Origin of the sequence: Bradyrhizobium cosmicum (genome assembly GCF_032290525.1) — a bacterium.
Lineage (GTDB): Bacteria > Pseudomonadota > Alphaproteobacteria > Rhizobiales > Xanthobacteraceae > Bradyrhizobium > Bradyrhizobium cosmicum_A.
The window spans coordinates 219,715-240,987 of sequence record NZ_JASXTA010000009.1; the positions used below are offsets into that span (position 1 = coordinate 219,715).

20 protein-coding genes are annotated in these 21,273 nt (G+C 65.3%); 3 read left to right on the forward strand and 17 right to left on the reverse strand.

All coding sequences use genetic code 11. The features are described from left to right. Positions 1-20 precede the first annotated feature (20 nt). The 14 genes from QSV46_RS18600 to murJ all read right to left on the reverse strand — a co-directional run bounded on the left by QSV46_RS18600 (position 21) and on the right by murJ (position 13,108). Positions 21-434 (reverse strand): helix-turn-helix domain-containing protein, encoded by a 414-nt coding sequence (locus QSV46_RS18600; RefSeq protein ID WP_007598327.1) that lies wholly within the window; start codon positions 432-434, stop codon positions 21-23. Positions 435-655: 221 nt separating this feature from the next. Further along, positions 656-2,269, reverse strand: coding sequence for an apolipoprotein N-acyltransferase (lnt, locus tag QSV46_RS18605; protein ID WP_314954259.1), 1,614 nt, complete (start codon positions 2,267-2,269; stop codon positions 656-658). After that, positions 2,266-3,384, reverse strand: a complete 1,119-nt coding sequence (locus QSV46_RS18610; protein ID WP_314954262.1) for a hemolysin family protein — start codon at positions 3,382-3,384, stop codon at positions 2,266-2,268. Before QSV46_RS18610 ends, lnt begins: the two co-directional genes overlap by 4 nt. A gap of 1 nt (position 3,385) precedes the next feature. After that, positions 3,386-3,895 carry an rRNA maturation RNase YbeY gene (gene ybeY, locus QSV46_RS18615; protein WP_314954265.1) on the reverse strand — a complete coding sequence of 170 codons (510 nt, stop codon included), beginning with the start codon at positions 3,893-3,895 and terminating at the stop codon, positions 3,386-3,388. A 60-nt stretch (positions 3,896-3,955) separates the two neighbouring features. Then, on the reverse strand, positions 3,956-4,951 hold the full coding sequence (locus QSV46_RS18620; RefSeq protein WP_314954269.1) for a PhoH family protein: 996 nt from the start codon (positions 4,949-4,951) through the stop codon (positions 3,956-3,958). Between the two features lie 64 nt (positions 4,952-5,015). Further along, positions 5,016-6,410, reverse strand: coding sequence for a tRNA (N6-isopentenyl adenosine(37)-C2)-methylthiotransferase MiaB (miaB, locus tag QSV46_RS18625; protein ID WP_314954272.1), 1,395 nt, complete (start codon positions 6,408-6,410; stop codon positions 5,016-5,018). Positions 6,411-6,601: 191 nt separating this feature from the next. After that, positions 6,602-7,282, reverse strand: a complete 681-nt coding sequence (locus QSV46_RS18630) for an HAD family hydrolase (protein ID WP_314954275.1) — start codon at positions 7,280-7,282, stop codon at positions 6,602-6,604. 4 nt (positions 7,283-7,286) lie between these two features. Next, positions 7,287-7,742, reverse strand: coding sequence for a Fur family transcriptional regulator (locus tag QSV46_RS18635; RefSeq protein ID WP_314954278.1), 456 nt, complete (start codon positions 7,740-7,742; stop codon positions 7,287-7,289). A gap of 38 nt (positions 7,743-7,780) precedes the next feature. Beyond that, positions 7,781-8,266 (reverse strand): ribosomal protein S18-alanine N-acetyltransferase, encoded by a 486-nt coding sequence (gene rimI, locus QSV46_RS18640; protein ID WP_314954281.1) that lies wholly within the window; start codon positions 8,264-8,266, stop codon positions 7,781-7,783. Then, positions 8,260-8,955 carry a tRNA (adenosine(37)-N6)-threonylcarbamoyltransferase complex dimerization subunit type 1 TsaB gene (gene tsaB, locus QSV46_RS18645; protein ID WP_314954284.1) on the reverse strand — a complete coding sequence of 232 codons (696 nt, stop codon included), beginning with the start codon at positions 8,953-8,955 and terminating at the stop codon, positions 8,260-8,262. Before tsaB ends, rimI begins: the two co-directional genes overlap by 7 nt. Positions 8,956-9,129: 174 nt before the next feature. Next, positions 9,130-9,699 (reverse strand): NifU family protein, encoded by a 570-nt coding sequence (locus QSV46_RS18650; RefSeq protein ID WP_314954287.1) that lies wholly within the window; start codon positions 9,697-9,699, stop codon positions 9,130-9,132. Between the two features lie 130 nt (positions 9,700-9,829). Continuing rightward, positions 9,830-10,324, reverse strand: coding sequence for a universal stress protein (locus tag QSV46_RS18655; protein ID WP_314954290.1), 495 nt, complete (start codon positions 10,322-10,324; stop codon positions 9,830-9,832). A 107-nt stretch (positions 10,325-10,431) separates the two neighbouring features. Further along, positions 10,432-11,484: a tryptophan--tRNA ligase gene (trpS, locus tag QSV46_RS18660; RefSeq protein ID WP_314954293.1), complete on the reverse strand. Its 1,053-nt coding sequence runs from the start codon at positions 11,482-11,484 to the stop codon at positions 10,432-10,434. Between the two features lie 91 nt (positions 11,485-11,575). After that, on the reverse strand, positions 11,576-13,108 hold the full coding sequence (gene murJ / locus QSV46_RS18665) for a murein biosynthesis integral membrane protein MurJ (protein WP_314954295.1): 1,533 nt from the start codon (positions 13,106-13,108) through the stop codon (positions 11,576-11,578). Positions 13,109-13,233: 125 nt separating this feature from the next. On the opposite strand from murJ, the gene QSV46_RS18670 reads away from it, so the two are divergent. Next, positions 13,234-14,235 (forward strand): adenosine kinase, encoded by a 1,002-nt coding sequence (locus QSV46_RS18670; protein ID WP_314954296.1) that lies wholly within the window; start codon positions 13,234-13,236, stop codon positions 14,233-14,235. A 134-nt stretch (positions 14,236-14,369) separates the two neighbouring features. On the opposite strand, the gene QSV46_RS18675 is transcribed toward QSV46_RS18670, so the two are convergent. Beyond that, on the reverse strand, positions 14,370-15,563 hold the full coding sequence (locus QSV46_RS18675; RefSeq protein WP_314954299.1) for a serine hydrolase domain-containing protein: 1,194 nt from the start codon (positions 15,561-15,563) through the stop codon (positions 14,370-14,372). A 350-nt stretch (positions 15,564-15,913) separates the two neighbouring features. On the opposite strand from QSV46_RS18675, the gene QSV46_RS18680 reads away from it, so the two are divergent. Both QSV46_RS18680 and QSV46_RS18685 read left to right on the forward strand, forming a co-directional pair. Beyond that, positions 15,914-16,234 (forward strand): hypothetical protein, encoded by a 321-nt coding sequence (locus tag QSV46_RS18680; RefSeq protein WP_314954302.1) that lies wholly within the window; start codon positions 15,914-15,916, stop codon positions 16,232-16,234. Between the two features lie 124 nt (positions 16,235-16,358). Next, complete coding sequence (locus tag QSV46_RS18685; RefSeq protein WP_314954304.1) at positions 16,359-17,852, forward strand: NAD-dependent succinate-semialdehyde dehydrogenase; 1,494 nt, start codon at positions 16,359-16,361, stop codon at positions 17,850-17,852. A gap of 16 nt (positions 17,853-17,868) precedes the next feature. Here the strand turns inward: QSV46_RS18685 and QSV46_RS18690 are convergent, their stop codons facing one another. Next, on the reverse strand, positions 17,869-20,079 hold the full coding sequence (locus QSV46_RS18690; protein WP_314954438.1) for an SLC26A/SulP transporter family protein: 2,211 nt from the start codon (positions 20,077-20,079) through the stop codon (positions 17,869-17,871). Positions 20,080-20,319: 240 nt separating this feature from the next. Beyond that, entirely contained in the window at positions 20,320-21,234 is a 915-nt protein-coding gene (locus QSV46_RS18695) for a phosphoribosylaminoimidazolesuccinocarboxamide synthase (RefSeq protein WP_314954306.1), read from the reverse strand. Positions 21,235-21,273: the final 39 nt, after the last annotated feature.

The window sequence follows — 21,273 nt, forward strand, 5'->3', positions numbered from 1 at the left end:
AATCGGATCGAGATGGCGCCTCAGCGCTTGTCGGGGCCTTCGCGGGCCGCGATCTGCTCGACGAGATCGACGATGGAGCGGCGCATCTTCGAATCGGTGATTCGTGTGAACGCCTTGGTCAAAGCGAGACCCTCCGAGGTCGCCAGAAAGTCCGAGACATAAGACGGCGAAGCGCCTTCTGCGAAGCCGTCCGGCCCCGCCACGCCGCTCGGGCCGCCCTCGAACAGGAACGACACCGGCACCTGGAGAATCTCGGCAATCTGCTGGATACGGCTCGCGCCGACGCGATTCGTGCCCTTCTCGTATTTCTGGACCTGCTGGAAAGTCAGGCCCAAAGCTTCACCGAGCTTTTCCTGGCTCATGCCCAACATGATGCGGCGCATGCGCACGCGGCTGCCGACATATTTGTCAACAGGGTTGGGCGCTTTCGACATTTCCTCAGCCTCCAAACATCACCCTTGGCGCAATCGACGAGGATGCCTCAGGTGCCAGCATCGTCAAAATCAAACCCTGTTATTGGAAAACATTGCGGAGAAATTTAGCAACGCCCACTGTCTTTTGCAGCCGGTGCAGAATGAGGAGGGCGCGTGCAGTCTGTCAACCGTGGTACTACGGTTGTCAAAGGATTCCGGTCGTTGCGGCGGCGAGGGCGTAATCAGGGGTGCCGTTTGGCAACACGTCGGCGGATCGCCAGAATGACGGTCAGGGCAACGAGCATGGCTGCGGGCACGTCGCCCACCCGCGCGTAGACGGTCGGCGGGATTGCGACGGGCAGGTTTGCATCCAAAATGCCTTCGACGCCGAGGCCGAGGCTGGCAATTGTGCGTCCGACCGGATCGATCACAGCGGAGATGCCGGTATTGGCGGAGCGGACCAGCGGCAATCCGAGCTCGATCGCGCGCATCCGCGCCTGCTCCAGATGCTGATAGGGGCCGGTCGAGCTGCCGAACCAGCCGTCATTGGTCAGGTTCACGATCCAGCCGGGACGCTCGTTGTGGCCGGCGATCTCGCCTGGAAAAATCGCCTCGTAGCAGATCAGCGGCAGCGCGGGCGGTGCGCCGGGCACCGGCAGCGCATGCCGCACAGTGCCGGGAATGAAGCCGCCGCGCACGCGCGTGAGCTGCTCGAAGCCGAGCTTTTCCATCAGGCCCTGGTAAGGCAGGAATTCGCCGAACGGCACGAGGTGCAGCTTGTCGTAGACCGAGAGCACGCTGCCGTCGTGGTCGATCACGTAGATCGAATTATAGGCGCGGGTGATTGGCGTGCCGTGCGGCAGATCGGGGGCGCGGACCGAGCCCGTGATCAGCACGGTGCCCTTCGGCACAAGCTCGGCGATTTGCGCCATCGCGTCGGCTTCGCGGGTGAGAAAGAACGGAAAGGCTGATTCAGGCCAGATCAGGATGGTGGCATCGCGCACGCCGGTCGATTGCGGCCCCGAGGCGCGATCCGACAGCGCCAGATATTTCTTCATCACCTGCGCCTTGGCGGCATAGTTGAATTTCGCGTCCTGCTGGAGGTCCGGCTGCATCAGGCGCAGCTTGGCGCCCGCGACCATCGTGGTCGGATGCAGGGACAGGCGGATCGCGCCGAAGCTGCTCATGACAATCAGAAGCGCAATTGCCGCGGCCGGCGCGCGCCACGCGGGTCGGTGATCGTGCGTGCGGTCGATCAGCGCCGCAGGACTCGCGAAGATCGCGATGCTGAGGAACGTCATGCCCCACAGGCCGATCAGCGACGCCGTCTGCGCCAGCGGCAGCGGCTCGGACAGGGCATAGCCGAACGCGTTCCAGGGGAAGCCGGTCAATGCGTGTCCGCGCAGCCATTCGGCGATGGTGAGGCTTGCGGCGAGCGCGAGAATGCGCGTGGCATCCTTGGACCAGAGCAGGCGGGCCAGCGCAAAGCCGATTGCCGTGAAGATCGAGAGATAGGCCGGCAGGCCCAGCACCGCGAAAGGTGTCAGCCAGGCGAACACATCGGCATCGACGAAGAAAGCGTAGCCAATCCAGTAGAGGCCGGGGACGAAATAGCCGAGCCCGAACCAGTAGCCGGTCAGCGCCGCGGCGGGGACGCCGCCATGGCGTCCGGCGCCCGCGCCGTCGATCAGCCAGACCATGACCGGCAAGGTGACGAACAGCACCGGAAAGATGTTGAACGGCGCCAGCGCCAGCACCGACAGCGCGCCGCAGCCCATCGCGATCAGCGCGCGCTTCCATCCCCAGGTGAGGATGATGGCAAGCGCAATCTGTCGAAATCGCTGGAAGGCGCTCACTGCGGGCCGGCCCCGTCGCTCGGCGGCGGGGTGGGCGTATCGCCGGATGGCGGCTGACCGCTCTCCGGCGCGGCCTCGCGGCGACGGCTTTCGCGCTGGGTGCGCGGCGCCGGGCGTTCCTTCCGCGTCGAGATGCGCAGCCGCTTGACGCGGCGCGGGTCGGCGTCGAGCACCTCGATCTCGTAGTTGCCGGGACCCGAGATCACCTCGCCGCGCACCGGCAGGCGGCCGACGAAGCTGACGAGATAGCCGCCGAGCGTCTCGACTTCCTCGCCGGCTTCACCGGTGACGAAATCCTCGCCGATCACCGTGCGGACGTCCTCGAGGCTGGCGCGGGCGTCGGCGATGAAGGCGTTGTCGGGCAGGCGCACGATCGAGGGCGGCTCGTCGCTGTCATGCTCGTCGTCGATCTCGCCGACGATCTGCTCGACGATGTCCTCGAGCGAAACCAGCCCGTCGCTGCCGCCATATTCGTCGACCACCAGCGCCAGATGGATGCGCGTGGCCTGCATCTGCGCGAGCAGGTCGATCGCCCGCATCGACGGCGGCACGTAAAGCAGCTTGCGGATGATGCGGGCATCCTCGAGCGGCAGCGCGAGATCGACCGCGCGCAAGTCCAGCCCGGCCGGCAGCGGCTTCTTGCGTTTGGTCTTGGTGGTTTCGGATACACGCGCGCGCGCGGTCATGAAGGCGAGCAGATCGCGGATGTGGACGATGCCGACGGGATCGTCGAGGGTCTCGTTGTAGACCACGAGGCGCGAATGGCCGGCGCTTTCGAAACGGTCCATCAACTCGCCGAGCGGGATGTCACGCTTCACCGCAATGATGTCGGCGCGATGCACCATCACGTCGGCGATGCGGCGCTCGTGCAGACCGAGGATGTTGCGCAGCATGGTGCGCTCGACGGTCGAGAAGCCGGTGTCGTCGGGCGTCGTGGCGTCGAGCACGACCTTGAGATCGTCGCGCACCGATCCGGCCTTCCAGCCGAACAGCGTGCGGATGGCGCGCAGCAGCCAGCCTTCCGCGGTCGGGCGAGCCACCTCGCGTTGCGTTACCACGGCCGGCAGATTGGCCGGGTTGCGCGGATTGTCGTGGGTTGGCTCGGAATCCGGCATCTCAGTGCGTCCCTGCGCGGTCGGCATAGGGATCGGGGATGCCGAGATGAGCCAGAATTTGCGTCTCCAGCGCTTCCATCTCCTCGGCGTCGTCGTCGTTCTCATGGTCGTAGCCGATCAGGTGCAGGAAGCCGTGCACGGCAAGATGGCTCAAATGGTGGTCGAACGGCTTCTGCTCCTCGTCCGCCTCGCGCCGCATGGTCTCGTAGGCGATCGCGATATCGCCCAGCATGCGCGGTGCATCGCCCGGCTTCCACTCGCCCTCGGGCTGGAGCGCTGGAAACGACAGCACGTTGGTCGGCTTGTCGATGCCGCGCCAGTTGCTGTTCAGGGTGCGGATGCCGGCATCATCGGTCAGCATCACGGCCACTTCGACGTCGGCAACGTCCTCGTCGACACTCTCGGCGGCGGCCGCAACCGCGCGCTGGATCACGGCTTCGGAATCGGGCTCGCGCTGCCAGCAATCGGCGACGACGAGGACCTCGGTCATGGGAAGGTTGGGGTGTGACATTCTCTTTGTTCGGAACGAAGGGGCGCTGTTCCGCGCCCATATGGTCCGGTTGTTGTCTCGTCAGGATTTACCGGCGGCCGGCCGCTGCGGCTGTCCTTCATAGGCAGAGACGATCCGCGCCACGAGCTCGTGGCGGATCACGTCCTCGGCCTTGAAATGAACCTGCGCGATGCCTTCGACGCCGGTCAGCAGGCGCGTCGCCTCGGCAAGGCCCGAGGTCTGGCCGTTCGGCAGGTCGATCTGCGAGGGATCGCCTGTCACGATCATGCGGCTGTTCTCGCCGAGACGGGTCAGGAACATCTTCATCTGCATCGACGTGGTATTCTGTGCCTCGTCCAGGATGATGGCGGCATTGGTCAGCGTACGGCCGCGCATGAAGGCGAGCGGCGCGATCTCGATCTCGCCGGTCTGGAGCGCCCGCTCGACGATGCGCGCATCCATGAGATCATAAAGCGCATCGTAGATTGGGCGCAGATAAGGATCGACCTTTTCGCGGAGGTCGCCGGGCAAAAAGCCGAGCCGCTCGCCGGCTTCCACCGCCGGGCGCGACAGGATGATCTTGTCGACTTCCTTGCGCTCGAACAATTGCGCGGCATGCGCCACCGCGAGCCAGGTCTTGCCGGTGCCGGCGGGGCCGATGCCGAACACCAGCTCGTGGCGCTTCAGCGCGCGGATGTAGGAATCCTGCGCGGCGGTGCGCGCGCGCACCGGGCGCTTGCGCAAATTGATGCTGTCGAAGGTCGATTTGGCCGACTTGGCGTCGAACTCGAACAGCGAGCCCTGCGCGATCACGGCGCGGATCGCCCCTTCGACCTCGCCCTGGTCGAGATCCTGGCCCTTCGCGGCCTGGGCGTAGAGCGTCTCCAGCACGCGGCGTGCGGCATCGCAGCCGTCGCGCGAGCCGCCGATGGTGATGTGGTTGCCCTTGGAATCGACGACGACGCCGAGCCGGCGCTCGATCTGCGCGAGATGCTGGCCGTAGGGGCCGACCAGCGCGGAGGCGGCGCGATTATCGTCGAAGTCGATGACGACCTGGGTTTCGGGCGGAACTTGCATGTCGCGGTCAAATTTGCGGCTGGGAGCGATAGAAGACGAATCCGATGCGCTTTTTGGCAAGGGTTCAGGCTCCACTGGCTTGCGATAAAGCGGGCTCGCGCGTGATGCGCGGCGACACGAGCTCGCCGAGGAAACTATAGCGTTCGAGGCTGTCGATCCGCACCGGAAGGATTTGTCCGATGATGTCGGGCGAAGCCATCACATGTGCCGGCTGGAGGAATGCGGTGCGGCCGACGATCTGGCCGTCCTTCCGGGCGGGACGTTCGAACAGCACGTCGACCGTTGAGCCAATCGCAGCCTTGTTGAAGGCCGATTGCTGGCTGTCGATCAGTTCCTGGAGCCGCTCCAATCGCTGGTCCATCTCGGCGGGGGACACCGTCTCCTGCATGTCCGCGGCCGGCGTTCCCGGCCGGGCGGAGTATTTGAACGAATATGCCGCAGCGTAGCCGATTTGCGTGACAAGCGCGAGGGTGGCGAGAAAATCTTGCTCGCTCTCGCCGGGGAAGCCGACGATAAAATCTGATGAGAAAGCAATGTCTTGGCGTGCGGACCGGAAACGGTCGACGACCCGCCGGTAATCATCGGCGGTATGTTTCCGGTTCATGGCGGCCAGAATCCGGTCCGAGCCCGACTGTACCGGCAGGTGCACGAACGGCATGAGGGCATCGAGATCGCGATGGGCCGCAATCAGACGGTCGTCGACATCGCGGGGATGGCTGGTCGAATAGCGCAGCCGCGCGATGCCGGGAATTGTGGCCAGATGTTCGAGCAGCCTGCCGAGCGGCCAGGCTTTTCCGTCCGGTCCCTCGCCATGATAGGCGTTGACGTTCTGCCCGATCAGCGTGAGCTCGCGCACGCCGTTGTCGGCCAGCCGCTTCACGTCGTCGACGATCTTCGCAACCGGGCGTGAGACTTCCGAGCCCCGCGTGTACGGCACCACACAGAAGGTGCAGAACTTGTCGCAGCCTTCCTGCACCGTGACGAACGCGGAAATGCCGCGTGCGCGGATCGCATCGGGTTTCGGCTGGGCGAGGAAGCCGAACTTGTCCGCGGCCGGAAATTCGGTCTCGATCGCGCGGCCTTCGTTGCCGGCGCGCTTCAGCAGATCAGGCAGATGATGATAGCTCTGGGGTCCGACGACGACATCGACCGCCGGCGCCCGGCGCACGATCTCCTCGCCCTCGGCCTGTGCGACGCAGCCGGCGACCGCAATCTGCATGGCGCGGCCTTCGCGCGCGGCCTTCTCTTTGGCGAGGCGCAGCCGCCCGAGCTCGGAATAAACCTTTTCGGAGGCCTTTTCGCGGATATGGCAGGTGTTGAGGATGACGAGATCGGCATCCTCGGCGCTGGCCGTCTCCACGAATCCTTCCGGAGCCAGGGTGTCCACCATGCGCTGGGCATCGTAGACGTTCATCTGGCAGCCATAAGATTTGATGTGCAGCTTGCGCGGCGGCGTCATGGAACTCAGAACTGTGGTGGAGGACGCCCCTCAGATATAGGTTGGAGCGGCGAAAAGCCAGCAAATGGGGGTCTTTTCGGCCGTCATTCCGGGGCGCGATGCAGTCGCGAACCCGGAATCCAGAGGTTTTGGCTCCAGATTCCGGGTTCGATGCTGGCGCATCGCCCCGGAATGACGCCGAGAGGACGAAATCAGCCCGTCAGGGCGTCCGCCGCGACCTGCCGGACCAGCTCCAGCAGTTGCCGCATATCGTCGAACGTCAATCCGGCGCCGGCGGCCCGCAACCTTTCGGCGTGACCCGGCGGGCAGTGGCTGCCGCCGCAAAAGCCCAGCACGGTCATCCCGGCGGCGCGCGCGCCGGTGACGCCGGGGACGCTGTCTTCGATCACGACGCACCGCTCCGGCGCGGCTTTCATCTGTTCGGCGGCAAACAGGAACAGATCGGGCGCGGGCTTGCCGCGTGCGACCTGGCTCGCCGAAAAGATGTTCGGAGCGAGCAGGTCGTAGAGCCCGGCACATGTCAGGCCGTGATGGATCTTCTCCGGCGAGCCGCTCGATGCGACGCATTTCGGCAGATCGATAGCGGCAATCGCCGCGGCCACGTGGATGATCGGTTGCAGATCGCTGGCGTAGAACTGCAGCGTGGCTGCATTTACTTGGCTCTCCAGATCATCGGGAAGGCTGCGGCCGATTTCCTGTTCGACCATCTGTCGCGCGTCTTTCTCGGAGACGCCGAGAAAGCGGACCAACACCTGCTCCGACGTGATCGGATAGCCGTGCCGGGTCAGCACATCCGCATGCGCGCGGCAGGAGATCACCTCGCTGTCCACGAGCACGCCATCGCAATCGAAGATGATGAGATCTACTGACACCAGATCAGGACGTCGGCTTGTCGTCGTCGAGCGGGACGCAATAGAGCTCGAGCCGGTGGTCGACCAGCTTGTAGCCGAGCTTGCGGGCGATCTCCGCCTGCAGCTTCTCGATCTCCTCGGAGGTGAACTCGATCACCTTGCCGTCGCGCAGATTGATGAGGTGGTCGTGATGGCTGTCGCGCATCGTCTCATAGCGCGCGCGACCCTCGCGGAAATCATGACGCTCGATGATGCCGGCATCCTCGAACAGTTTGACGGTGCGATACACGGTCGAGATCGAGATCTTGTCGTCGACGGCGACGCAGCGCCGGTACAATTCCTCGACGTCGGGGTGATCGACCGATTCCGCCAGCACGCGGGCGATGACGCGGCGCTGCTCGGTCATGCGCATGCCGGTGGCGGCACAGCGCGCCTCGATGCCGGTCGTCTTGGATGCGGAGGAAGGTTTAAGTCCGGTCATAGCGTGTCCGTCTGACGGGGCGCTTTCTGCCATCAATACTACGACAAGTCACGTCGCATCAGAAGTGCGTTCAATTGTTCCCCGTCGGGCTGCTTATAGTAGCGTTCGCGGCGGCCGACCACCATGAATCCGGCTCGATCGTAGAGCCGCCGCGCCGGCTGGTTGTTTTCCTCGACTTCGAGAAATATTGTGCGCACGCCGCGCCCGGCGAGGTGGCCGAGATGCGCCATCAGCAGCGTGCGGGAAAGACCGCGGCCGCGATAGGCCTGGTCGACCGCGATCGAGAGGATTTCCGCTTCGTCCGCGCCGATCCGCGAGACCGCGAATCCGACGGTCTTGCGGCCGAGCCGCAACCGATGCACGAGCGTGTTGCGCTCCCCGACCATGCCCTCGAACTCGCCTTCGCCCCAGCCGCGGGCGAAGGACTCGCCGTGAAGCTGCGCCAGCCGCGCGGCGTCGCGCGCGGATGCAGGCTCGACGGCGGCCGTGCCGCCGCGCCACCATTCCGACAACCATCTCAACATGAGCTTGCGGCGCGTGCGAGCGGCGGCCGTGCGGCCGGCTTTGCGTCGGGCGCCTTCAGATAGAACGGCCGCGCCGGCGTGGTGTCGGGATTGGCCGCGGCGCCGAGCCAGGCGACCCAGCCGATGTCGGGCGCGGGCTGCGCATCGACGGCGACGGGTTGCGGCCCGTCCTTCGGCCAGCGATCGGCCAGGATCTTTGCGGCATTGCCGACCAGATGCGGCGCGCCGAATTGCGAAGCCGCGATCACCTCGTCGATGGACGCGACCCCCGGCCGCACCAGCTGGCTGCCGTCGCCGGCGACGATCTGGAAATAGACGTGATCGTGCCGCGCATCGATCGCCGAAATCACCGGCGCCGTTCCGCTCTGTCCGACGATTGTGGCGGCATAGGCCGACAACGTCGTCAGCCCGACGGCCGGCCGCTTGGCCGCGAGTGCAAGGCCGCGCGCCGCCGAAATGCCGACGCGGAGACCCGTGAAGCTTCCAGGGCCGACGGTCACGGCAATGCGGTCGAGCGAGGTGAAGGCGAGATCGGCCGATTGCATCACGCGCGCGATCATCGGCATCAGCGCTTCGGCGTGGCCGCGCGTCATGAGAAGCTGCTCCTGCGCAAGGAGCTGGCCGGCGTCGGTGTCGAGCACGGCCGCCGCGCACGCCTCCAGCGCGGTATCGATGGCAAGGATCAGCATGGAACGATCATAGCATCATCCCGGTCGTCATGGCCGGGCTTGACCCGGCCATCCACGACTTTGCGCCCCAAGAACGTGGATGCCCGGGCCTTCGCCGCGCCGAAGCGGCTTCGGCCGCGCAGGCGGGACAAGCCCGGGCATGACGGAGTTCAAATTGACGGGTCGAACGTGCGCTCACATCGGCCGGACTTCGACCACGTCGGGCACGAAATGCTTCAGCAAGTTCTGGATGCCGTGCTGAAGCGTCGCGGTCGATGACGGGCAGCCGGCGCAGGAGCCCTTCATGTTGAGGTAGACGATCCCGTCCTTGAAGCCGCGGAAGGTGATGTCGCCGCCGTCATTGGCGACCGCCGGCCGCACCCGGGTTTCGATCAGGTCCTTGATCATGTCGACCGTCTCGGCATCGGCCTCGTCGAAGAACTCGTCCTCGTCGTCGAGATCGGCATCGCTGGTGGCAGCACCGTCGGCGAGCAGCGGCGCGCCGGACATGTAGTGCTCCATGATGGCGCCGAGGATCGCGGGCTTGAGCTGCTGCCATTCACCGTTCGCCTTGGTCACGGTGATGAAATCCGATCCGTAGAACACGCCGGTGACGCCGGGCACATCGAACAGCTTTTCGGCGAGCGGCGAGCGCGCCGCCGATTCGCGGCTCGCAAATTCCATCGGGCCGCCGTCGACCACGACGCGGCCGGGAATGAACTTCAGCGTGGCGGGATTGGGAGTGGCTTCGGTTTGAATGAACATGGTTTTCTCCAGACGTCGCCGGTTCAAGGCCGGCGCGTGCTCCATCCAGTAGCAGATGGCGACGGCGAGCGCACGGTCAAGGGGGTTAGGGCGGTTCTTACCAGCCCATGGAGGGGAGGGTGAGAGCGGGCTACGACAGCGAATCCACGCTTTGGTCGCTGAGTGCGCCGGAAATGATCGTCACCGGTATCGGGAACGTGCCCAGCGCATGCGCCAGCAGGTTGACCAGCGGCCCCGGTCCCTCCGCGCCGGGATTGGCGGCGAGCACCAGCATGGCGATATCGGGGTCCTCGTCGATGACGGCGAGCAGTTGTTCCATCGCCGCGCCTTCGCGGATCACCCGCTCGGGCGTGATGGCGGCAATGCCATTGGCGCGGCCGGCGGCGCGGTCGAGCGCGGCTTCCGCCGCTTCATGTGCTTCGGCGCGCATGATATCGGCGACACCAAGCCATTCCTGGGTCTGCTGTTCGGACTCGATGATGCGCAGCATCACCACGCCGCCGCCGGCGCGGATCGCCCAGCGGCTTGCGTAATAGACCGCGCGATCCCATTCGGCGGTGTCATCGACGATGACGAGGCATTTGGGCTTGTGACCCGGCTCGAAGCAAAGGCGCTTGCTGGTCATGCATGTCCCGGAATGTGCACGGCCGGCATGCTGCCATACTCCCGCAACGTTGGGGAGAGGGGAAGCGGCCGGCGCGCGGCGCAGGCCGTGTTTCGCGAGTGCGGAAATCAGCGCCGGCGGATGAAGCCGACGATGTCCTTCGAGAGATTCATGGTCTCTTCGGCGATGGCGCGAGCCCGGTCGGCGCCGTCGTTCAGGATGGCGTCGATGTGACCGGGGTCGGCGACGAGGCGCTTCATCTCGCCGGCGATCGGCGCGAGCTTCGTCACGCACAGCTCGACCAGCGAATTCTTGAAGCTGGAGAACTGGCCGCCGCCGAATTCGCGCAGCACGTCGGCCTTCGAGCGGCCGGAGAGCGCGGCGAAGATGCCGACGAGATTGTCGGCCTCGGGACGCGCTTCCAGACCCTTCTCTTCGGACGGCAGCGGCTCCGGGTCGGTCTTGGCCTTGCGCACCTTCTGCGCGATGGTGTCGGCGTCGTCGGTGAGATTGATGCGCGAATTGTCCGAGGCATCCGACTTCGACATCTTCTTGGTGCCGTCGCGCAAGCTCATCACGCGCGTCGCCGGTCCCGTGATCAGCGGTTCCGGCAGCGGGAAGAACAGGCCGTCATTGGCGCCCTGCGCGCGAATGGAATCGCCGAAATCGTTGTTGAACTTCTGCGCGATGTCGCGCGAGAGCTCGAGATGCTGCTTCTGGTCCTCGCCGACCGGCACGTGGGTGGCGCGGTACAGCAGAATGTCGGCCGCCATCAGCACCGGATAGTCGAACAGCCCGACGGAGGCGTTCTCGCGGTCCTTGCCGGCCTTCTCCTTGAACTGGGTCATGCGGCCGAGCCAGCCCATGCGCGCGACGCAGTTGAAGATCCAGGCGAGCTCGGCATGGCCCGAGACCTGGCTCTGGTTGAACACGATATGCTTGTTCGGATCGATGCCGCTCGCGATGAACGCCGCGGTCACCTCGCGGGTGTTGCGCGCGAGCTCGACCGGGCCGCCCCAGACGTCCACGCCCTGCGTGATCGCGTGCATGTCGACGACGCAATAGATGCAGTTGTGGGTTTCCTGCATCTTCACGAAGTTGACGATCGCGCCGAGGTAGTTGCCGAGGTGCAGATTGCCCGTCGGCTGGACGCCCGAAAAAACCCGTTCGACGAATGCCATGGTCAGCTTTCCTGGAAGGTATTCGGCCGTCGTTTCCAACAGCGGCGCTGCCTCGTCAAGGACAATTCGATGGTCCCGCGCGGCGGGCCGGCTAGGCAGGGCGCCTCAAGGCGTTGACCGCCTCGCGCCAGGAGGCCGCGCCGAGGATTTGGAGGAGCAGGCCATAGACGGCGATCCCGGCCGCGATCTGCAGGCCCAGCACAATCAAGCGGATGAGGCCATGCGCCTCGGCGGGTACGAGACCCGTCGACAGCCAGAGCAAACCGCCCATGGCGAGCGCGGCCAGCACGATCCGCGGCAGCCGCTCGCGGGCGGCGGCATCGACCGAGAAGCCGAATTCGCTGGTGCCTTTCCGGAGCAGCGAGAGCGCACTGCTCGAGGCGCCGGCTGCGATGCTTGCGGCAATTCCGCTCGCGCCGAAGAAGTGTCCAAGCACGACGGCGAGGACGACCGCGACCACGAATCCTTTGGCCGTCGCCAGCAGCGGCGTCATCGTATCGCTGCGGGCAAAGTAGGCCGGCGACAGCGCCTTGATCAGCACGTGGGCCGGCAGGCCCAGCGCCAGCCACATCAGCGCATGCACCGTCGCCGTGCTGTCATCGGCGCCGAAAGCGCCATGCTCGAACAGCAGCCGCACGATCGGCTCGGCCAGCACGATCAGGCCGAGCGTGGCCGGCAGCGCGAGCCCGGCCGCGAGCTCCAGCGCGCGCGATTCCGCATGCGCCACGGCCTCGCGGTCGCCACCTGTGACGGCGCGCGTGAGCTCCGGCACCAGCACGGTGCCCATGGCGACGCCGACGATCCCGAGCGGCAGCTCGATCAGGCGGTTGGCGAAATAGAGCCACGACACGGCGGACGGCGTCGCGGAGGCAGTGATCGCGCCGGCCACCATGAGCCATTGCGGCCCCGAGCTTGCGATCATGCCGGGAATGGCTTTTGCGAAGAAGCCGCGCATCTCCTTGTCGAAGCTCACGCGCAGCGGCGTGGCGAGACGCGCGCTTCGCTGCGACAGCAGCATCAGCAATTGCAGCAGCCCGGCGACGCCAACGGCCGCCGCCAGCATCCATGCGGCGAAGCTGGCATCGGCATGCCAGACGAGCAGCATCGCGACCGCGGTGATCAGCGCGATGTTGAACAGCAGCGGCGAGAATGCCGTGAGCGCAAACCGCCCTTGCGCGTTCAGCAATCCCATCAGCACCGTCACAGGCCCGGCGAAGGCAAGATAGGGCAGCATCAGCCGCGCGTTCGCGACGGCGAGATCCAGCGTGTTGCTGCCGAGGAAGCCGGGCGCGATGATCGCGATGATCAGCGGCATCGCGAGCGCAATGACGACGGAGATCGCGATCAGGGCCGCGCTGACCGTGCCGAGCACGCGTCCCGCGAAGGCGGACGCGGCCGCCTCGCCATCGCGGTCGCGAGCACGCAGCCAGGCCGGGACCAGCGCCGCATTCAGCGCCCCTTCGCTGAGCAGCCGCCGCACCACGTTGACGAGTTGGAATGCGGCCAAAAATGCGTCCGCAACCGCGCCGGTGCCGAGCAGCGCCGCGATCAGGGAATCGCGGGCGAAGCCCAGCAGCCGCGAGGCCAGTGTTCCCGTCGATACCGTCAGAAAGGAGCGGATCATTGCTTCTTAATAATACCGTTGCTTGCCCGCGGAGGGCCGGTCGTGATAGGCCGCGAGCCGGATTTCTGGCCGACAGGAAGCGGATTTCCGCAGGTATCGCAATCCGCCAAACAGGATCAAGGTGAATGGCTGACGTGAAATATGACGTTCTCGGCATCGGCAACGCGCTGTTCGACGTGCTGGTCAGGACCGACGAGGCTTTTCTGGCCAAGCACGGCATGACCAAGGGCAGCATGTCCCTGATCGACGAGGCGCGGGCGGCCGCCATCTACAAGGACATGGGCCCGGCCACGGAAGTCTCGGGCGGCTCGGCCGCCAACACCATCGTCGGCATCGGCAGCCTGGGGGCGCGCGCGGCCTATGTCGGCAAGGTCAAGGACGACCAGATCGGCAAGCTCTACGTTCACGACATCCGCGCCGCCGGCGTTGCCTTTAACACCCCGGCCGCGACGGACGGCCCCGCCACCGGTTGCTCCTACATCCTGGTCACGGATGACGGCGAGCGCACCATGAACACCTATCTGGGCGCGGCGCAGGACCTGTCGCCTGCCGACATCGACCCGGCCGAGGTCGCGTCTGCCGGCATCGTCTACCTCGAGGGCTATCTCTGGGACCCCAAGAACGCCAAGGACGCCTTCGTCAAGGCGGCGAAGATCGCGCATGACGCCAAGCGCAAGGTGGCGCTGACGCTGTCGGATTCCTTCTGCGTCGATCGCTATCGCGACGAGTTCTTGGGGTTGATGCGCAACGGCACCGTCGACATCGTCTTCGCCAACGAGTCCGAGTTGCATTCGCTCTACATGACCTCGGATTTCGAAACGGCGCTGAAGCAGCTGCGCAACGACGTCAATCTCGGCGTGGTCACCCGCAGCGAGAAGGGCTGCGTGGTGGTCTCGGCCGAAGACGCCGTCGCCGCGCCCGCCTCGCCGATCAAGCAGCTGGTCGACACCACCGGCGCCGGCGACCTTTTCGCCGCCGGCTTCCTGTTCGGCCTGGCGCGCAACCTCGCCTACAAGCAGTGCGGCGAGCTCGGTGCACTCGCCGCCGCCGAAGTGATCCAGCACATCGGCGCGCGTCCGCAAGTGTCGCTGAAGGAACTCGCCCAGCAGCGCGGGCTGACGGCCTAACTCCGCTGTGATCGCCCGGCCTTGACCGGGCGATCAAGTACTCCGAGACGTTAGTGGTTTATCGAGAAGCCGCGGTGCACTGGATTCCCCGCTTTCGCGGGGACTGACAGTCTTGGTGTGGTGAGAGCCGCCCCTCACGCCGCCTTCTGTCCGCTGCCTGCATCGAGGCCGGCATAAACGCCGCGCTCGAAGCCCGCGAACGCCTCCAGACACTTGGCGTCGACGAACGGCAACACCTGCATCAGGATCACGCCGGACACATCGCGCGCCGGATCGATCCAGAAATAGGTGTTGGCGAGACCAGCCCAGGCGAGACTGCCGGCGCTGCGGCCTTCCGCCGTCTTGGCGGTGTTGATCAGGAAGGAGAGCCCCCACTTCTTCACGATGTCGGGAAAGAGATCGACGTCGTTGGTGTACATGGGCGCCACCGTCGTCATCTTGCCAATGGTGAGATCGCCAATGTGGTTCTGGCCCATCAGAGCGACCGTCTCGGGCTTCAGCACCTGGTTGCCGTTGCCGCGGCCCTTGTTCAGGATCATCTGGGTGAACTTGATGTAGTCGCCGGCAGTGCCGTAAAGGCCGCCGCCGCCCATATGGAATTCCGGACTCTGTTCGATCTCGAACGGGATCGGCGCCAGCGATCCATCCTCGCCGCGTGCATGCGTGGCGACCAGCCGCTGGCGCATGTTGTCGGTGATCTTGAAGCCGGTGTCGTTCATGCCCAGCGGCGTGAAGAGATGATCACGCAGGTACGCGTCGAGGCGCTTGCCGCTTACGGCTTCCACCGCCTTGCCGACGAAGTCGATGTTGATGCCATATTCCCAGCGGGTGCCGGGATCAGACATGATTGGCGTCTTCAACGCGACGTTCTGGCAGGAGAAGATGTTCGGGGTTCCAGTCTTCTCCAGATATTGCGCGCAGTCGCCGTTCCATACGTTGTAGGCAAAGCCGGCGGTGTGGGTCATGAGCTGGCGCAGCGTGATCGGTCCCTTCGCAGGCCGCAGTTTTGGTTCGCCGTTGGCGTCAAAGCCTTCGAGCACCTGCGGCGTGGCGAGGTCCGGCAATATCTCGCCGATCGGCGCGTCCAGTGACAGCTTGCCCTGCTCGACCAGCTGCATCGCGCCCGCTGTCGTCACCGCCTTCGTCATCGAGGCGATCCAGAATACGCTGTCCTCAGTCATCGCGTCAGGCTTGGACAGGTCGCGCTTGCCGAACGCGCCGTGATAGATCACGTCGCTGCCGCTGGCGGCAATGGCGACGACGCCGGGAATCTCTTTTGCGTCGCTCTTCTGGCGCAGGATCTCGTCGATCTGGGCTTGGCTTGGCATCCGCGTTTCCTCCGGTTTGATTATTGTTGGAAGCGATCGATTGTCCTCCTGCGCGCTCCGCGCGGCAAGCGCATCTACGTACCTTCGTCGGTCGCGATGTCGTGACTTGACGCTCCGTCACCTACGCAGGACGACAACGGGCTGAACCGCAAAACCGTCACAATCTGCGGTGGATGGCTCGCAACGAGCCGTGACCTTTGGATGGACCTGGGCATTATGTTTCGAAAGTTTCCGAGCACCTGAAACATTTTGTGCGTTGCGGCGTTCAGCACCCGGCCCAATCGACGGCCGTCGTTAAGACTTGAAGCAAATTTTGGCGGCCTTCGATCGGCCGCGAGAGGGGACCTCAGATGATTTCGACCTGGAGCGAATGGAAGCGCTATCCTCGTCCCGGACGGGGCGAGAACCTCGAGGCGCCGATCTCGCCCGGCATCTACGAGGTTCGGATCGCCGGTACCGGCGCGCTGTATTCCTTCGGCGCGGTCGACAATCTGGCGCAGTCGCTGGCGCTGCTTCCGGTCGGCTCAAGGTCCTGGTTCGGCCGCCGCGATGCCTCCGGCGCGCCCGAGCTCGAATACCGGACGTGCGCGACGTCCTCGAAGGCCGACGCCAAGGCGGCCGCCGAGCGCATGATCGGCCGGCGCGAGACCTATATGAGCGGCGCGGCCTGACGCTGCGGCTCCCAATTTCGTCATAGGCAGATGTGCGTTGCGGGACGGTGCATTGCGCGCAGCTTGTCCCTATATTCCGGGCCGATCCGATCGCCCCAATGGATCGCCCCAGGGAGTAAACGCCATGACCCCGACCGCTGCCGCCCGCGCCCCGCAAGCCACGTCCAATCTGCGCGACCGACTGAAGGATCCGTCGCTGCTGAAGGAGGCCTGCTATATCGACGGCGCCTGGGTCGGCACGCCGGTCTTTGCCGTCAACAATCCGGCGACCGGCGTCGAGCTTGCAAAGGTCCCGCAGCTTGGTGCCGACGATACGGTCAAGGCGGTCGAAGCCGCCGAGCGCGCATTCCCGGCCTGGGCCAAGCACACCGCCAAGCAGCGCTCCAACATCTTGCGCAAATGGTTCGAGCTGATCATCGCCAACCGCGAGGATCTCGCGCTGATCCTCACCTCCGAGCAGGGCAAGCCGCTCTCCGAAGCGCTTGGCGAGGTCGACATCGGCGGCGCCTATGTCGAGTTCTTCGCCGAGGAAGCCCGCCGCGTCTATGGCGAGACCATCCCGACCCAGCGGCCCGATGCGCGCCTGCTCGCGATCAAGCAGCCGATCGGGGTCTGCGGCGCGATCACGCCGTGGAATTTCCCGAACTCGATGATCACGCGCAAGGTTTCGCCGGCGCTCGCCGCCGGCTGCACCGTGGTGCTGAAGCCTGCGAATGAAACACCGCTGTCGGCGCTGGCGCTGGCAGCGCTCGCCGAGAAGGCCGGCGTGCCCAAGGGTGTGTTCAACATCGTCACCGGCGATGCGCCGCCGATCGGCAAGGTGCTGTGCGAGCATCCGGCGGTGCGTTTCGTCGGCTTCACCGGCTCGACCGCGGTCGGCAAGATCCTCTACCAGCAGGCCTCCGTCGGCGTGAAGCGGCTCGGCCTCGAGCTCGGCGGCAACGCCCCGTTCGTGGTATTCGACGACGCCGATATTGACGCTGCGGTCGAAGGCGCCGTCGTCTCGAAATACCGCAACATGGGCCAGACCTGCGTCTGCGCCAACCGCCTCTACGCCCAGGACGGGATCTACGACGAGTTCGTGCAGAAACTGTCGAAGAAGGTCGCGACGATGAAGATCGGCGACGGCACCGAGAGCGGCGTCACGCAGGGGCCCCTGATCAATTTGAAAGCGGTCGACAAGGTCGAGCGCCACATCGCGGATGCCGTCAAGCGCGGCGCCAAGGTCGTCACCGGCGGCAAGCGCAGCGAGCTCGGACGCTCGTTCTTCCAGCCGACCGTGCTTGCCGACGTCAAGCCGGACTCGCTGGTGGCGCAGGAGGAAACATTTGGCCCGCTCGCCCCGGTGATCCGCTTCAAGGACGAGGCCGATGTCATCGCGATGTGCAACGCCTCGCCATTTGGTCTGGCGTCGTACTTCTACTCCCGCGACCTCGGCCGCGTCTGGCGCGTCGCCGAGGCGCTGGAATCAGGCATGGTCGGCGTCAACACTGGCCTCATCACCACCGAAGTCGCGCCCTTCGGTGGCGTCAAGGAAAGCGGCCTCGGCCGTGAAGGCTCGCATCACGGCATGGAAGAATATGTCGAGATCAAATATGTGATGATGGCGGGGGTGTAGGCCGCAGTCGCGTCAGCTACCGCCGCAGCACCGCAATCGTCCGGTTCGCGAACGTCAGCCGTTCGGCCATCACCGATACGAAATAGGTCAGCAGCTTGTGGCTGAGCGCTGGATCCTCCGCCTTGATCGCGTCGAACTGGTGGGTGTTGAGCACGTAGAGCACGCTGTCGACTTCGGCCTGGATCGTCGCGCTGCGCGGGGTGTTCGACACCAGGCCCATCTCGCCGATCGTGGTGTAGCGGCCGAGGCTGCGCACACGCGTGGTGCGATCTTCGTCGGCGGGGACCATGATGCCGACGCGGCCGTCGAGGATGAAGTGCATGGAATCGGCGGGGTCGCCGGCCTGCACGATGATCTCGCCGGCATCGACCTCGATGCGGTGGCAGCGGCGGATCAGCGCGTCGGCGTCGTCTTCGCTGTCGAGCATCCCCGTGAACCAGTCGCGCAGGCTGGCTTCTTCCTGCGCCAGCTCCTGATGCTGCGAGATGAGCTCGTTCTCGCACCATTCCAGCGCACGATCGAGCTCGGGGATAATGGCGACGCCCTCGCCGACGAAGTCGCTGGACCGCAGCACCTTCTCGGCCGCAGCCGACAGATGCACCAGGATCAGCTCGACGCCGAGATCGGCCGCGCTGCGTTTGATCTGGGCGAAACTGTAGGCGGCCGACGAATCCACGCCGGTGACGAGCTTGAAATCGAACAGCAGATAGCGGCACTCCGGCCGCTCCTGGAGCAGATGCTTGACGTGCTGGTAGAGCCGGTTGGCCGAGCCGAAGAACAGATAGCTCTGCAGGTTGAGGCCCTGGATCTTGCCGCCATGGGCCAGCAGCACCTGCTGGTCGTCGCGGGAGCGGTCGAGCGAGGAGCGATATTCGGAGCCGTCAAAACTGTATTTGATCGATTCGACCCGCGCCGCGCTGAACGCGAAGGTCGCGCAGCCGATGACGACGCCGATCAGGATACCCGGAACGAAACCCCAGCCGACGATGATGACGATGATGGCAATGAGCGAGAGATATTCGAGCTTCGACAGCCGCTTGCGCGACTCGATGATCCATTTGTGCAGCTGGTCGGCGCCGAGATAAAGCAGGAGGCCGCCGAGCACGAATTTCGGCATGAAGCCGAGCAGTTCCGGTGCGACCGCGAGCAGCAGCAGCGAAATCGCGGCAACCGTGAGGCCGGACAGGCGCCCGCGGCCGCCGCTGGAGAAATTGAGGATTGAGCGGCTGACCGAGACGCAGCCGGCATAGCCGGCCAGTGCGCCGCTCAGGACGTTGGCGACGCCGGTGACGTTCAGCTCGCGCTCCAGATTGGCCTCGCGATGCACGGCAACCTCAATTCCCGTCGTGTTGAACAACGTGCTGGAGGCCGTGACGAAGATGACGGCGACAAGATTGCCGAGCAGGTCCGGTACCGCGGACCAGGGATAGCGGGCCAGATCCTCGGCGTGCCAGGGCAGCATGAACGCCGCCGGCGGCGGGGGCTGGAAGGTCCAGCCCATGGCTCGCGCCTGCTCCGGCGAGGTGCCTGTGATCCAGAACGCCAGATGTGCCGTGAGCATGCCGGCGATCAGGATGACCGGCAATCCGAACGGGCTGCGCGAGCGGTGCCAAGTGAGATACAGCACCAGCGCCATCACGCAAGCGGCCGCCAATTCCGAAAGCGTGACGCCGTTGGTGAGGTGCAGCAGGGTGGCCAGCTGCACGGGATGATCCGTGATCACCCGGATCGCACCCAACACAATCAAGAGGCCGGTGGCGCCCAGGAAGCCGCCGACCACCGGGTAGGGTACGTAGCGGATGGCGCGGCCCATTCGGGTCAGCCCCAATCCGCCCAGCACGATCCCGGTCAGCACGGTCGACAAGCCAAGCGTGAGCAGGACGGGCGGGAGCAGGGGCAAATGAGCCGCTTCGATGCGTTCAACGAGCGAGGCGGCCAGAATGCCCGTGACTGCGGCGGTCGAGCTGTCGGGGCCGGCGACTGCGAAGGGCAGGGAGCTTCCCAGCGCGATGACAGCCGCGAGCACGGCGGAACTGATGAAGGTCGCGGCAATGCCGTAGGACAGAAAAGGCGACAGTGGGCCGGCGAAGATCAGCAGCGCGTAGGATAGCCCGAAGGTGACGGTCAGGACGCTGGCGGCGCTTCCGCCCAATATGTCATTCAGCGCACGCTTGAGGGCCGGATTGAGCCCGGCCGACGGAGTGAAGCCAATTGCGGGATCGGTCACGCCGTGACACTCGCTCATGAAAATTCCTGTTCGAGACGTAGACGACTGCGAGCCTAGCGCAACAGGATTCTTGCAAGTATGAGTTATCCGACAGTTTCGGGTGATGACGGCAGCGATTTAGAGGGCCGGGTCCCTCCACGTCATTGCGAGCGCAGCGAAGCAATCCAGAATCCCGCCGCGCAGACACGCTGGATCGCTTTGCTGCGCTCGCAATGACGGAGTTGGCGGCGATAACCGTGGCTAGATCTTCAGCTCTTTCCCCGTCACGCGCCGGTACGCTTCCAGATACCGCTTGCTGGTCGCATCCACCACGCTGGCCGGCAGTGGCGGCGGCGGAGCGTCACCGTTCCAGCGGCCGGCGCGGCGCTCGACGTCGAGATAGTCGCGCAAGGGCTGCTTGTCGAAGCTCGCCTGCGGCTGGCCGGGCTTGTAGGCATCGACCGCCCAGAAGCGCGAGGAGTCCGGCGTCATGACTTCGTCGATCAGGATGATGCGGCCGTCCTTGTCGCGGCCGAACTCGAATTTGGTGTCGGCGATGATGATGCCCTGCTCGCGCGCCAGCTCCTCGCCGAGCGTATAGACGGCGCGACTCATGCTCTCGAGCGTATAGGCTGTCTCGTCGCCGACGACCTCGCGCATCTTCGCGATGGTGATGTTCTCGTCATGTCCTGTCTCGGCCTTGGTGGCCGGGCTGAAGATCGAAGGCTCCAGCTTCTCGCTCTCGACCAGACCTGGCTTCAGCTTCTCGCCCGCGAGCGTGCCGCTGGCGGCGTATTCCTTCCAGGCCGAGCCCGAGAGATAGCCGCGGATCACGCATTCGATCGGAAAAACGGTGGTGCGCTTGCACAGCATGGCGCGGCCGAGAATCTCGGCGCGATGCGGCGTCAAGGCCGGCACGGCCGCGATGATCTCGTCGGTGTCGGCACTGATCATGTGATGCGGCACCACGCCTTCGAGCTCATTGAACCAGAACGCGCTCACTTGCGTCAGCACCGCGCCCTTCATCGGGATGGTCTCGCCCATCACGACGTCGAAGGCGCTGATGCGGTCGGTGGTGACGAGCAGCAGGCGGTCGTCGTCGACGGCGTAGATGTCGCGCACCTTGCCGCGGCCGATCTTGGGCAGGGGCAGGTCGCTGGAGAGCATGGTGGTCATCGGCAAAACTTTCGCAGGCAGGCCTTCGCGCAGGAAATC